11 protein-coding genes are annotated in these 14,274 nt (G+C 59.9%); 7 read left to right on the forward strand and 4 right to left on the reverse strand.

All coding sequences use genetic code 11. From position 1 onward, the window contains the following. Positions 1 to 4: 4 nt before the first annotated feature. Both QX034_RS05055 and QX034_RS05060 read right to left on the reverse strand, forming a co-directional pair. Positions 5 to 1,408, reverse strand: a complete 1,404-nt coding sequence (locus QX034_RS05055) for a hypothetical protein (protein ID WP_315704757.1) — start codon at positions 1,406 to 1,408, stop codon at positions 5 to 7. 124 nt (positions 1,409 to 1,532) lie between these two features. Then, the gene (locus tag QX034_RS05060; RefSeq protein WP_315727666.1) at positions 1,533 to 3,524 is read right to left on the reverse strand and encodes a hypothetical protein; all 1,992 of its coding nucleotides are present in this window, start codon (positions 3,522 to 3,524) and stop codon (positions 1,533 to 1,535) included. A gap of 547 nt (positions 3,525 to 4,071) precedes the next feature. Between QX034_RS05060 and QX034_RS05065 the strand changes: the two genes are divergently transcribed. After that, positions 4,072 to 5,175: an acyltransferase gene (locus tag QX034_RS05065; RefSeq protein ID WP_315704759.1), complete on the forward strand. Its 1,104-nt coding sequence runs from the start codon at positions 4,072 to 4,074 to the stop codon at positions 5,173 to 5,175. A 210-nt stretch (positions 5,176 to 5,385) separates the two neighbouring features. Further along, positions 5,386 to 6,396 carry a glycosyltransferase family 2 protein gene (locus QX034_RS05070; RefSeq protein ID WP_315704760.1) on the forward strand — a complete coding sequence of 337 codons (1,011 nt, stop codon included), beginning with the start codon at positions 5,386 to 5,388 and terminating at the stop codon, positions 6,394 to 6,396. 7 nt (positions 6,397 to 6,403) lie between these two features. On the opposite strand, the gene QX034_RS05075 is transcribed toward QX034_RS05070, so the two are convergent. Beyond that, positions 6,404 to 7,063, reverse strand: coding sequence for a hypothetical protein (locus tag QX034_RS05075; protein WP_316195039.1), 660 nt, complete (start codon positions 7,061 to 7,063; stop codon positions 6,404 to 6,406). A 399-nt stretch (positions 7,064 to 7,462) separates the two neighbouring features. Here QX034_RS05075 and rfbF point away from each other — a divergent pair, with 399 nt between their 5' ends. From rfbF to QX034_RS05100, 5 genes are all read left to right on the forward strand, one after another. Next, positions 7,463 to 8,233 carry a glucose-1-phosphate cytidylyltransferase gene (gene rfbF / locus QX034_RS05080; protein ID WP_315704762.1) on the forward strand — a complete coding sequence of 257 codons (771 nt, stop codon included), beginning with the start codon at positions 7,463 to 7,465 and terminating at the stop codon, positions 8,231 to 8,233. A gap of 4 nt (positions 8,234 to 8,237) precedes the next feature. Continuing rightward, positions 8,238 to 9,302: an SDR family oxidoreductase gene (locus QX034_RS05085; RefSeq protein ID WP_316195040.1), complete on the forward strand. Its 1,065-nt coding sequence runs from the start codon at positions 8,238 to 8,240 to the stop codon at positions 9,300 to 9,302. Next, complete coding sequence (gene rfbC / locus QX034_RS05090; RefSeq protein WP_316195042.1) at positions 9,299 to 9,865, forward strand: dTDP-4-dehydrorhamnose 3,5-epimerase; 567 nt, start codon at positions 9,299 to 9,301, stop codon at positions 9,863 to 9,865. The genes QX034_RS05085 and rfbC overlap by 4 nt, the downstream gene beginning before the upstream one ends. Further along, positions 9,862 to 10,791: an NAD(P)-dependent oxidoreductase gene (locus QX034_RS05095; RefSeq protein WP_316193569.1), complete on the forward strand. Its 930-nt coding sequence runs from the start codon at positions 9,862 to 9,864 to the stop codon at positions 10,789 to 10,791. Before rfbC ends, QX034_RS05095 begins: the two co-directional genes overlap by 4 nt. 844 nt (positions 10,792 to 11,635) lie before the next feature. Then, positions 11,636 to 12,019 carry an H-NS histone family protein gene (locus QX034_RS05100; protein ID WP_315704766.1) on the forward strand — a complete coding sequence of 128 codons (384 nt, stop codon included), beginning with the start codon at positions 11,636 to 11,638 and terminating at the stop codon, positions 12,017 to 12,019. A 764-nt stretch (positions 12,020 to 12,783) separates the two neighbouring features. Here the strand turns inward: QX034_RS05100 and QX034_RS05105 are convergent. Further along, entirely contained in the window at positions 12,784 to 14,244 is a 1,461-nt protein-coding gene (locus QX034_RS05105; protein WP_315704767.1) for an undecaprenyl-phosphate glucose phosphotransferase, read from the reverse strand. Positions 14,245 to 14,274 lie beyond the last annotated feature (30 nt).

Genomic DNA, 14,274 nt, shown 5'->3' on the forward strand with positions numbered 1-14,274 from the left:
CACGTCAGCTATACGCGGGTGCGTTGAGTTGGTCCTGCGGACGCTCAATCAGCCTCGTGCGTTTTCGGCTACGCGCGACGAGATTTTCGCTCCTTCCCACGAGAGAGCCTGCCATCAGGAAGGTCAACGGCAAGAGAGCGGAGTTGGGAAGCAGATCGAGCACATTGAGCGCGAGGATCAAGGCTATCGCGCCCAGATACACCGCTTCACGTTCGGAGCGGACATATTTCAGCGCGCCAAGCGCCCTGAAGACACCGTAAGTCAACAAGCCGAACTCGGCAAGGAATCCGAACACGCCATATTGTCCGAGCACGATGATCCAGCGTCCATCCGTCACCGAGACGTCGCTACCCCATTCCGCGTAGACGCGGTTTCGGCCAAATCGCCCCCATCCTGTCAGGATGCGTTGATTGGCGCGTTCCAGCAGCTGATCCTCATTGATGAAACGGAACTCCAAGGAGTCCGCCCTCTCCTCGCTCCACAGGCGCACGACCGACAGGATCGAACCGGTCGGCACCAGTCCCTCGGTGCGCAAGAGCGGATATCCAACGGAAATGACGGACAACAACACGGCGACGCGCAGCATCGTGCGCGGAGTCGCGAAGCGGACCAGCGGGACGGCAATCAGGGCGTAGAAGGCGGCTCCCAGGCTCTTGCACAACAACAGTACAAGACCGAGATAGCCGGCGACCGGCCCCGCCTTCACAGGAAGCCTGCTCGGCGCTCGCGCACGCCACAGCGCGACCGCAGCAACCAGTGTCGCCATCATGAAGAAGCTGGCGATGAGGCCATGGCCCATGAAGACCATGGGCCGATATCCGCCGCCACGGATCGCCTGGATGAAATCGCTGGAATAGTATCCGTAAACCCAATAGTGCAGCTGCGGACTGAAGCGAACCTCGAACAGCATCGGCAGCGAGTAGATAATGCCCGCGAGCATCAACGCCCGCAGCAGATCTTCGCTGTCCTGCTCGGTTCGAAGCGCGCGGCGGCCGAATACGAACGGAAGCACGGTGAAGAGCGCCAGCTCCGCCGACGAAAAGCCGTCATAGAAGCCGACACCGGGAAGGACCCGGTCACCGATGAGGATCGTATCCTCATTGGCAAGGCTGGAGAGTATAGGCACGCCGACCGCCAAGGTCAGAAGAACGAGCGGCCAGCCGAGCCTGAATCGCGGGCTTCGCGACCGGGACGCAATAAAGAATATTCCAATCGCGGCACATAGGGTCGGAACCAGGGCTTTGTCGATCGGCGACAACACCGGGACCTTGAATGATCCCGCTGCCGGCAACAGCATCTGCGCGCCGAGAAACGTCCATATCGTGGCACGGCCGACCGGCAGCTGGCTGTAAAGCACGAGCGCGACGACGGCCCACAGTCCAAAGGCAATGATCCCGCCCGTCCCCATTCGACATTGCCCGATTGATCGCCCGTGCCAGGCGCGCCGGACGGCCCCGCCACGGCATACCCTGAATTAAATTCAGGATTGAATAACAGGCATGGCTGCAGAGCGGAAGCCGGTAAATCTCACGTCAGCCACCATGATTAAATGCGAGGGCAGCATCCCAGGACTTGAATTTGGGGGCATAGGTATCGCCGGCGCTCAAGGCCCATTGATTGACTCCTGGAATAAGCAGCCAGGCGGCCGTGCGCGAGGCCGGCATGCTCATGAAGTCCTGCCATTGCTCACGCACGAGCGCGGCGAAGCTGTCCGACATCTTGTAAGCCTGGAGCAGCGCGGCAACCCTGCCCTTCGGTCCACCATAATCAGTCGAGATGCCCAGCGCGGTACAGGTCTGCGTCGAAGGATACCAGCTCTCGAAGCCGCCTTCATAGCACTCGACCGATTTGCCGAATTGCTGCGCGATCCGGTCCCAGACAGGATAGATGCCGGTGCCGTTCGCTCCCGACTTGAGCGCACGCAACGTTTCTCCACCAGGCTTGCCGTTGGCCAATGTTCCCGCCCGGATATCCTTGTCGAGGAAATCGAGCGCCGCGGCCATCTTGGCGGGAACGGCACTGGCGTAATCGTCAGCCGCGGCCAACAGACCCGCAATATTGGCCGGTCCCCGGCTGATGTAATTGCCATCGAAGTTCGTGCATTGCGCTCCGGAGTAATAGGTCGCGTAGGACAGCACGTCGCACAGGTCGATCGGCCGGTGCGGAGCGACATTGTGATCGGCAAATCCGTACCTTGCGTAATTTGGGTAGAGCGACCCGGACAAATCGGCACCTTGGAAACGATAGCTCAATGTCGCCCCCGCTGCGCCAAACGCCTGAAACGCCATGACGCGCCGAAGCTGGCTGGCCGAACGCGGCGACCACGCCTTCTTGACGAGCTCCATGACCTGGCAATAGCGGGCTGCGTACCAACCATGCATGCGGCGATTATTGTCGGCCGGAAAACCGAGCGCGGCCCCTCTCGCCGCCGCCCAGTGCGTGACCGGGAAGCTGAAATTCCAGACCTCGTTGCCGTACTCGAAATAGGCGTCGAGCGACGGCGACAGCAGATCTCTCACCAGAGCCGTCACGGCGGTGATCGACGCATCGTCGAAATAGGCGGGAAATGTGCACCAGTAGTGCGCGTTGATGCGGTTGGCGAAGGCGACCTGAAGCTCGAAGGGAATGCAGGGTGTTTGGCCGCCCGACTGCCACATGAATGCATTCAGAAGCCCATCGTAAGTCAGGGTGGCAAGGCTATTCGCCTTGATCACCCCGACCGCGAGCGGCTGACCTGTCTGCCCGCCGGAGCCGTAGAGGAGAGGCACAGCGCCGCGTCCGCCGGAATCGATCGTCACCTGGCTCGTTGTGTTGGCATCGACAAATTGCAGCTGGATCATCTCGCCGTCGACATAGCTCTTCCCGGCATCGCGCTGAGCCGCGCAGATATAGGCGTTCGTGCCGCTGGCGGATCCCGCCCAGGCACCAGGAGCCCATCGCTGCGTGCTTATGCCGAACCCGGTTCGCCAGGGGGGCACGTAACGGGATTGCGACGCAGATGAAAAGTTCGGGCCAGCCCATCCCATCGGACGAACTACACCGAGATTGAGCGAGCGATACACATTGACATAATCGTCGTCGAACATCTCCTCGGGCGTCTTTGCGTCGTCGATGGCATCCTCATCGACCAGCCGGCACAGCACCGCATTGTTCATTCCAGCGAACTTCGCACCGGCTGGAAAAACAAAGATGACGGACTCCGGCACCGACGCACTGAAAGTGAACACAACCCGCGCATTGGTGCCCGCGACAGTCATGTTGAAATCGGTCCCACCGCTGACGTAGCCAGAGCCGAGCAGGACACGAAACCCGGGCACGCCACGCATCAATTGGATGGTCCCGGTGCCCTTGAATTTTAGCACCATCTTGTCCGAAGGCTTGATTTTGGAAGGCAGGCCGATCCTTCCGGAAATGTTGTACTGAGGCGCCGCGGCTGGATATCCATTCGCATCAAGAATCGACGGATAGGCGTAACCAGCGTTCGACTGCAAACTATCGAGCGAACGAACCAGATTCTTGAACATGCCAGGCTCGATCGTGGTCCCGATCAAGAGCCTGTTCGCAGCCTTGGCACCGGCGGCTCCGTAAGCGACGCCGGCTCCGACGAGGGACGTGCCGATTGCCATCGCCGGAACGGCGGCCACGCCTGACAAGATGTCGCGCCTGGAGATTTGCATGTTGCCTTCCTCGAATCTCTCAACAGATTCGGCCGGCTTGTTACGGCGAATACCGTTGGGACGAAAACCTAATTAATGGCGAGGATCCCGAGAGATGACCGCCAGCCTCACATGCGTGGGTAGAGGTCCAGCGCAAATTAAATGATACAACAGTAGACTTCTAATACCCCGCAAGGATAACATGTCGCTGACATTATCCCCAAAGTCCTCCCTGGCCGGCGCCCCGACAAAATGGGACGCCGACAAGGTGGCATGATCTCCGTTTGCTCCGCGTAACTTCCCACATCGTTTGATCGAACGCGCTCGCATCTCACGAATTGAGCCCTTACCTTTTTCCTGCTGCGAACGACCCGGTGAAAGAAAACTGCAGAGATTGCTCCGGCCCGACCGTCAAATGAGCTACATTAAATCTCTTGACGGAATCCGCGGCATCGCGATCCTGTTGGTCCTTCTTTTTCACTCCGGCATTCTGCTCGTCGGCTGGGCCGGCGTACAGTTGTTCTTCGTGCTGTCTGGCTACCTGATCACGCGCGGTCTGATCGAGCAGAAGAATGGATCCTTGCGCGAATACCTGACCGGCTTCGTCTGGCGTCGATCCCTACGAATCTTTCCGCTATATTTTTTCTTTATCGCAGCGGTCGCCGTCATTTTCATGCTCACGACCGAGCCAGGCTCATTCAAACAGGACTGGCCTTTCCTTCTGACATATACGACCAATTTCGGCCGGCTGAGAGAGATCGATATCGACCCGGCATTCGTGCACTTGTGGTCATTGGCGGTTGAGGAGCAATTTTACCTGATCTGGCCACTCATCGTCTGGGCGCTGCCCCTTCACACATTCAAGCGCGTTGTGCTCGCTTTCATTCTTCTCACTCCAGGCGTCAGGCTAGGTCTTTTTCATCTCTTCGCCGAAATGGACCAGGAATGGATCGGGCGCAGCATTTACTGCCTTCCGATCTCTCAGTTCGACGCGTTTGCGACCGGGGCGGCGATCTTCCTATGGAAGCCTTACGAGTGGAGAAACGCCGTAAGCTTGGCCGCGGGAACAATCGGACTAACCACTCTGGCAGGCGCAATGGCCCTGGTCTATCAACATTTGTGTTGCCACAACGCCGTTAAATGGAGCTTTGGCTATCCCATGTACCTCATGCAAGCGAATGGCTTCGTCTGGGGATACACGCTGCTGAACTTCGCTTCCGCGGCCTTGATCATCGCTGCGATCAGGGGAGGTCCGGTAAACCTTATCCTTGAATCCAAGCCAGCCGTTGCAAGCGGTCGGATCTCGTACGGATTGTACGTGTATCATTTGCCGATGTTGTATCTGCTCAACATGGTCCCGATCGGAGGATGGCCGTGGAGCCTGCTCTACCTTGCCATCATTTTCGGCACGGCGCAGCTGAGTTTCAAATATCTCGAAAGCCCGTTTTTGCGGCTCAAGCGGCTGCATAGCAGGGCGGCCGAGGAGCCGGCTGCTGCTTTGAGGCCCGCGCCACCGTAACACCCGAGATTTATGAGCATGCATTACCGTCCTAGATCGACAACCTTCGAACGAAAACGGACAGCTAGGACTCAGGACACTCCAATCGCCGCGGCCGAAATGCCCCTATCGGAATTACGGAATCGTGGCACTGGATCACCGCTCCATCCCGCCATAAAATACACGCTATCTCGCCCACCACGCCGCGCGGCCCCACCGGATTGAACCACCTTGAAGCTGCTCGTTGTCATCGTCAATTATCGCGTCACCGACCTCGCCATCGATTGCCTGCGGTCCGTGGCGCCGGAGATCGCAAGCGTCCCGGACACGCAGGTCGCCATCTGTGAGAATGGGACCGGCGGCGATGCCGCGGCGCGGCTCCAGCGTGCCATCGACGAGCATGGCTGGGACGGGTGGTGCACGCTGACCACCCTCCCCGTCAATCTCGGCTTTACCGGCGGCAACAACGCCGTCATCCGGCCGGCACTCGCCGCGACCGACGCGCCGGACTACGTGTTGCTGCTCAACGCCGACACCGTGGTGCGGCCGGACGCCTTCAAGGCGCTGGTCGACTTCATGGATGCACATCCACAGGTTGGCATTGCCGGCAGCCGGCTCGAAGACCCCGACGGCACACCACAGCGCTCCGCCTTCCGCTTCCAGTCGCCACTCGGTGAATTCGAGGCGCATCTGCGGCTGGGCATCATCAGTCGGCTGCTCAATCGCTGGATGGTGGCGCCGCCCGCCGTCGACCGCACGTTTCAGACCGACTGGGTGCCCGGCGCCAGCATGATCATCCGCCGCGCGGTGCTCGATGAGATCGGCCTGCTCGACGAAGGCCTCTACACCTATTTCGACGATTGCGACTATTGCTTCCGGGCGCTGCGGCGGGGCTGGACCACATGGTATGTGCCGGGGAGCCGAGTTGTCCACCTCGTCGGACAGTCGACCGGCGTCACCGCAAGGCCGAAGCGCCTCCCCGCCTACGTATTCGAAGCGCGGCGGCGCTACTTCCTGAAGAATTTCGGGCCGCTGCGCGCAGCGCTGACGGACGCCGGCATGCTCACAGGCCTCGCGCTGTGGCGCCTGCGCGTGCGTCTCACCGGCAAGGAGGATAGCACGGCCCCCCACCTGCTCGGCGACTCGCTACGTCACAGCGTCTTCGCAAAGGGCTTTGCACTCAACACGGTGCGCAATCCGGCCTTGCCTGACTGCCCGCCCTCTCCCGCAGGAAGCGCCTAACGTAATCTCACCACGCGTCAGCATAGGCCGTCTCCAAGCAACTCCTGCACGCTGCCGCATCGAACCGAGACGATTTCCTGAACTCCGCCATCCTGCCATGCATGGCAACCAGTTCGGCGAAACTCTCGATGGTCTGATAATTCCGCCCGAGATAATCGTCGACCAGTATCCTGGTATCCCGCCCGACATGGCGCAGGCTTTCCAGCGCGCAGGCAACGCGGAAGCGCCCGTCGATCAGGATGGTGTCAGGAACGGCGTCTCGCAGAACAGGCCATGGTGCCTTGGGATACGCCTTCCATTTCTCGGTTCGCGACGGCGTCGGCCTGCCGAAGACGGGAAATCCCCACGCGTGAGTGACGCCGATATCCGGCCTCAGCACGGCAACCTCAGCCGTGGCGTCGGCGGGGATTGCGTCCAACACGGCCCGGCCGAAGACGGGATCGCTCTCGACGCTTACGAGCTTGCGGACCATACGCGATGCGGTCAGCGTCGACCCTCCGCTGCCATACTCGAGATAGACCGAGGTCGTTTCCAACGCGGTGGTGAAAACGGCTAACCCCTCCTGATCCAGGGCGGGTGTCCGGATGACCTCGCAGCCCAGCAGGCGCTCGCGCGCAACGAAGATCGCGGCCTTGGAGAAATGTTCGACGCGCTGCCAGACTCCCATTCCAAGATCGCTCCTGCGACACGACCGTCGCGCCTCGCCTGGTTCCGGCCGCGCTCCAGATGGCGAGCCGTGCCCGTCCAACCGAGTACAGTTTATTCCCGCGCCCGATCCCTTTTGACGTGTTGTCGGCCAGCGGTGCAATCCCGATTTTCCCGTGAGCCGAAGGCACATGGGGAAAAACACCTCCAGCCGCCGGACCGACAGAGCCAGCCCTCGCGTGCCAAAAAGTCCGTTACCCTCTGGTTTTGCGGGATTTTTCCATTTCGACCGCTGCGCCGATTGAATTTAATCTCTCGACGATTTAAACGAGATTATACGGCACATTCCCGCGCTACGCGCTGGACAATGTGTCGCGCCGGTCGCGGTTTTTCAAATCCATATTCAACAGTGTCGAATTAAATGCGTGCAGTGATTCTGGCCGGCGGCCTTGGAACCCGATTTGCCGAAGAGACGGATGTTCGGCCCAAGCCGATGATCGAGATCGGCGGCTGGCCGATCCTCTGGCACATCATGAAAATCTACAGCCATCACGGCATCCACGACTTCATCGTCTGCCTGGGCTACAAGGGTTACGTCATAAAGGAGTACTTCTCCAATTATTTCCTGCATCAGTCCAACGTCACCTTCGACCTGCGCGAGAATCGCATGGAAGTGCTCGAGAAGCACGCGGAGCCCTGGCGTGTCACGCTGATCGACACCGGCGAGGACACCATGATCGGAGGACGGATCAAGCGGATCCTGCCGTACGTCCGCGATGACGATGCGTTTTGTCTGACCTATGGCGACGGCGTAGCCGATATCGACATCCGGGAAAGCATCGCGTTTCACCGCCGGGAAGGACGACTTGCAACGGTGACCGCAACCAAGCCGCCGGGCCGCTTCGGCGCCATCAATCACGACGGCACGCGCGTGACCGGTTTCCAGGAAAAGCCCCGTGGTGACGGCGGCTGGATCAATGGCGGCTTCTTCGTGCTTTCGCCCAAGGTCGGCGACTATATCGCCGACGATGCGACGGTCTGGGAAAAGGAGCCCATGACCGCTCTGGCCCAGGACGGCCAGCTCAGCGCGTACTTCCATGACGGTTTTTGGCATCCGATGGATACGCTGCGCGACAAGCGCTACCTTGAGGATCTCTGGTCGCGTAAGGTCGCGCCTTGGAAGAAGTGGTAGGCCCATGCGGATATTGATTACCGGGGCGATGGGCTATGTCGGGCCCGTTCTGGCACGACATCTGCGCCGACGATTTCCCACGGCGGAATTGATCGGGTTCGACAGCGGCTTTTTTGCCCACAATCTCACCGCAGCGCAGAGGCTTCCGGAGACGCTGTTCGACCGGATCCATATCGGCGACATACGCGACTTCCCTGCGGAACTGCTCGACGGCGTCGATACCGTGGTCCACCTCGCAGCGATCTCGAACGATCCGATGGGCAAAGAATTCGAGCACGTCACGGAGCAGATCAACGAGCGCGCGAGCATCCGCCTGGCGCGGCTGGCAGAGCACCGAGGGGTGGCCCGGTTCGTGTTCGCGTCGAGTTGCAGCATCTATGGCGCGGCCGAGGGGCGCCCACGACGCGAAAGTGACGAGCTCAACCCGCTGACGGCCTATGCCCGCTCCAAGGTGGCCATGGAGGATACACTGCGGGCCAGTAATGAAGGGATGATGACCACGACTTGCCTGCGCTTCGCCACGGCGTGCGGCATGTCGGAGCGGCTGCGCCTCGATCTTGTGCTCAACGACTTCGTTGCCGCTGCGATGGCGACCGGAGAGATCACCGTCCTCTCGGATGGCACGCCGTGGCGCCCGCTGATCGATGTGAGCGATATGGCCCGCGCGATCGAATGGGCGATCGGACGCGACCCAGACCAAGGCGGTCGCTTTCTGGTCGTCAATGCCGGCAGCAACAGCGCCAATTACCAGGTGCGCGATCTGGCGGAGGTCGTCGCTGCGGAAATCCCGGACGTGCGCGTCAGCATCAACCGGCAAGCCCCGCCTGACAAGCGTTCCTACAAGGTAGACTTCTCACTGTTTGCGCAGCTCGCGCCGTCGCATACGCCCGTCGTATCCCTCACCGATTCCGTCAGAAACCTGCACGATGGCCTGCGCTCGATCGGTTTTGCGGATAGAGAGTTCAGGACCTCGTCCTTGATCCGGCTGCATTCGCTGAAAACCCATATCGCCGAGCGGCGGTTGTCCGCCGACCTCAGATGGCAAGAGGCAGAGAACAACCGCCGATGAAGTTCGTCCCGACACCGCTGCATGGCGCCTTTACCATCGAACTCGAGAAGCGCGGGGACGACCGCGGCTTCTTTGCGCGCTTCTTTTGCCAGCAGGAATTTGCCGAGGCCGGACTGCCGATGGCGGTGGTCCAGATCAACAATTCGCTCACAGCCAAGGCCGGCACGCTGCGCGGCATGCATTATCAGCTGCCGCCGGCCGCAGAAATCAAGGTGGTGCGGTGCATCAAAGGCGCGCTGTTCGATGCGATCATCGATCTGCGCCCGGACTCCCCGACCCATGGGCGCTGGTACGGCACCGAATTGACGGCCGAGAACCGGCGCATGCTGCTGGTGCCGCGCGGTTTCGCCCACGGCTTCCTGACGCTGGCCGACGACACCGAGGCCTTGTATCTCGTGAGCGCCACCTACGCGCCGGACCATGAACGTGGTGTACGCTTCGATGATCCGCACTTTGGTGTGCAATGGCCGATGCTTCCGGTGGAAATGTCTCCCAAGGATCGCAATTGGCCCGATTTCGACCCGGCGTTTCACGAATCAGAGCTGATGCGAGGATTGGCGTGAGGATCCTGTTGACGGGCGCCTCGTCCTTCACGGGGCTGTGGTTCGCACGTGAACTGGCGGCAAAAGGGCACACGGTCGTCGCACCGCTCAGAAGCGGCGATTACGATGGCATCCGAGCGATGCGCATCGCTGAGCTAAAAAAAATTGCGGCCGTTGTCGAGAACGCCCCCTTTGGGTCGGCACGCTTCCTCGACCTGATTGCGGACGGGACCTGGGACCTTCTCTGTCATCATGCCGCACAAACGCAGGATTATCGCAGCCCGAGTTTCGATGCCACAGCGGCGCTCGCCGAAAACACCCACAACCTTGGGACCGTGCTGAAACAGCTGTTGAGCCGCGGCCTGTCCGGGGTGGTCCTCACGGGCTCGGTATTCGAGAACGATGAGGGCGCGGGTACCGCGCCGCTTGCAGCCTTCTCGCCCTACGGCCTGTCGAAAGGATTCACCTGGCAGTCCTTCCGCTTTCTCAGCGCCACCATGGGGTTCAACCTCGGCAAATTCGTCATCGCCAATCCGTTCGGGCCGTTCGAGGAGCCTCGCTTCTGCAGCTATCTCATCCGGTGCTGGCTCAAGGGTGAGGTCCCCTCGGTCCGCACGCCGCTCTACGTCCGCGACAACATCCATGTCGATCTGCTCGCACAAGCCTATCGGGATTGGGCCGAACGTGTGCCGGCGCAAACCAGCCGCATCGCAAGGTTCAACCCGAGCTTTTATGTCGAGAGTCAAGGCGCCTTCGCACGACGCTTCGCTGACGAAATGAGACCACGCCTCGGCCGGCCGTGCGCCATTTCGCTGCTCGCTCAGACGGACTTTGCTGAGCCCATGGTTCGGGTCAATACTGACCTGGTCGATGGCGGACGTTACGGCTGGAGCGCGACAGACGCGTGGCAGGCCGCAGCGGATTACTACCTGTCGATGGCATCGTAGCAGGGCATCGGAGCAGGGCATCGGAGCACAGAACCCGGATTGCAGATGCCCAAACATGCGTCGGCTCCGGAATTGGCGGCTCGCATGCGAACACCCGCTCGCCGCCGCGCGCAGCCGCCCTACTCCGAATTTGACCGAGCTGGTACGGCGGCAACTATCCTCCTGCTGACCTGCCCCCCGCGCCCGCCTGACGGCGATGGCGATGTCCCCCAATCAGGGCGATTTCACCGCACATCGCGCAGAGTTCCGCAAGCATCCGCGGAGGGCTGGGTTTGACATCGGCTTCCAGGCAGCAGCTGTCCCCCGATTAAAGTACGGCGAGAACTCGGGCAGTAGAGTTACGGGGACGATATTTCTGCGCAGCAGAGCTCGATAGAAGCCATCAATTTAATGAAATGAAACATTTAAGCTGTCGACAATTGCTTTTTCCGAGAGGTCTCCTCCGGATATTGCCAATGGTGCAATGGCCGATTCTTATCGATACTTGAGTATGGCTTCCTGGCCGTTCGCATTAATGCCGCCGAGCAACATTCGCTCAGCGCCGAATGACACCCTTCCGAGCCAGACCGCGGATCAGTGTCATTGCTATTTATCGTGCATTGCGAAACGAAAATTGGTTCGGCAGGCAATTCTTGCACAACTTTGCGATAAGGCCGCCAGTTGGCTTGCAATTTCCCGCCGCTGGTCACAAATACTGTGACGTCCTGTCAACTGCAAGTTGATCTGCGGTCATTTTTTCGTTTTGATGAGTTGCGAATCCGGGAAAATGTGACGCTCTTATCCTTCGCGCGACTTTAACTGCCACGAGGAGACGCTAGGCGCCAAGATGCCGAAGTCAGACCCCATGAAAGCATTCAATTTCAATTCCATGACCGTAGACGAGATGTGGCAGCTCTACGAGGAAGTTGGGCGGGTCCTTTCGGTGCGGCTGGCCTCTGAAAAACGCGAACTGGAAAATCGGCTCGCGCGGCTCAATCGGGAAAAGGGCATGGGTGGCCCTGATCTTTCTGCGGCGCAACCCGCAACTCGCGGACGAAGAAAATACCCAAGAGTTTATCCCAAATATCAGAATCCGAGTCAGCCGTCGGAAACGTGGTCCGGCCGCGGCAAGCAGCCACGCTGGCTGGTCGCAGCGCTCAAGACGGGGCGGCATATCGAGGATTTTGTGATCAAAAAAGCCGAAGATTCCAAGAGTTCTGGCCAGAAGAAGGGCCATCGTGCGCGATGATCCTGGTCGGCAATGGAGGCTGGACGTGAAACGTTTGGCAAGCGTGGCGTTATTCTGCATTCTCGTGCCCCATACGGTTTGGGCTGAAGGCCTTGCGACAAAATTTCGCGTCGCGCAATCGTCGACCGAAGCCTGCCTCGCCAATTGCGCCGCAGTGGATGCGTCCTGCAAACGTATCTGCCCAACGACCTTGGGAGCCCCCTGCGTCAGTTCGTGTGACGGCCAAGCTCAGACCTGCCGGCAGGCCTGCAGGGGTCGTTAGCCGAGGACGGCGCCCCGACATCTCTGACCGCCGCGCACACACTTAACTCCATCCCCGTACTGGGATGTTCTATTGGTCTTTCGGAATTCTCCGACGATTGAGCGAGCGGCGGCGGCGCGCTTGCCGTTCTCTCTCCTCGACCTTGTCCCGAAGCTTCTTGACCTCGGCATAGCTCGCTCTCAGGGCCTCATCGTCGTGCAACGGGAGATCCGGCGGTTCGCTGCTCGTGTAACGCTTGTCCTTCATGACATACTCTAATGCACTATCTGCAATCTTCGAATGACCCACTATTGATGGGTGGCGCAGCGAACTGATCCAACCTCGATCGGCAATTGATCTCCCGCGACGAGGGACTTCAGATCCCACGGCTCGGCTCCAACAGTTGCACGACGAGAGGCGCCGCTCATCACGCATCACCGCTCTCTTAACTCTACATGCGCAAATGGCGTGCGTGGAGGGACATCTTCAAGTTCCGCGACGACCGACCTGTCGGCATCGTGCTCTAGTATGCGTTACGCTTCCGCAGGACCTCGAAAAACGTCTTGATGAGTATTTGGACGTCGAGCCAAAGACTCCAGTTGTTGATGTACCAAAGATCGAGCTTCACACGTTCCTTGACGTATTCCAGGGAAGGGGTCGCCCCTCTCGCACCATTGCATTGCGCCCAGCCGGTCATGCCTGGTTTGACATGATGCCGAAAGGCGTATTCCCGCAGAGCCTTCTCGAAATAGCTGTCATGCGCGAGGGCATGTGGACGTGGCCCGATCAGTGACATCTCACCCCGCAGGACATTGAGAAACTGCGGCAGTTCATCGATGCTCGCAGCCCTCAGCGGCTTCCCCACCCGGGTGACCCTCGGATCATTGCGCACAGCCTGAACGATATCCGGTCCGTTCTCCTGAACCGTCATGGTCCGGAATTTGAACATGACAAATTCCTTCCCATTAAACCCCTTACGGGATTGCTTGAAGATCACCGGCCCCGGGCTGTCGATCTTGATGGCAACGGCGGTCAACAGCAGGACTGGCGAAAGAAAAAGCAGCGCCAGGCTGGACAGCACGATGTCCATACCACGCTTGACCAGTCGTTCCATGGCCGTAAGCGGCGCCCGCTGAATATCGACCGTCAACACCCGCTGCCGGGCGGACCACACATAACTCGTCAGCGTTCTGACCCGCATGTCAGGCAGCAGGCGCGCAGCGATGGGAACCGTTTTGAGGTAGTCGCGGACAAGGTCGAACCGCGCCGAGTCGTGCCAGGGCAAGATCACCAGCAGTTCCCTGCAGTCATTTTGGCGCACGAAGTTCGAGAGCGAGGCGAGCGTTCGCCGGTCCGCCGCCTCGCGCGCGTTGGGATCACATTCATCGCTCAAGGCAAACTGCACAGCACTGGGCGCGCCAACGAATCCGAGCATGTCCCGCTGGTCGAGAGCATCCAATTCCGTTCGATCGCCTAGTATCACGACGTCGCGGCGTCCGATGACGTCATGCACGAGCGCATTGGAAAGCCAATATTTCGTCAGCTTGCGCACGCCGAGCAATCCGACCGGCGTGACGACGTAAAAGCCGATGAAAGCTCCCCGGGAAAAGAAGACGCTGACTTTGAACAGGAACGCAAAAAACGCGAGCAGCAAACCGGTCATCGACCAGACCACAACGACCTCGGTGATCTCCACGGTCGGCTTTGCGCTGTCGAACAGCTCATAATAGCCGCTACCGCTCATCCTCGAGATATGGATGAAGGCGGCCAGGAGACCGAGCGCGCAATAGGGAAGGAGGTCGGAGGCCCGATAGCCAGCCAGATACTCGTAACCCAGTCCGGCACCGACACAGGAAAACAGGATGATCAGGGCATCCGCGGTCGAAAGCACATAGGGAATCAGATTGCCGGAGAGGACGACGGAATCCCTGGTCGGGACCGCGGGCTGCTCCATCGCCTGATGTATCTCAGAACCAGTCGGCATGAACAAACACTCTGGGGCCGAAAGGCTGAC

This window comes from Bradyrhizobium sp. SZCCHNR3119, assembly GCF_032487775.1.
Lineage (GTDB): Bacteria > Pseudomonadota > Alphaproteobacteria > Rhizobiales > Xanthobacteraceae > Bradyrhizobium.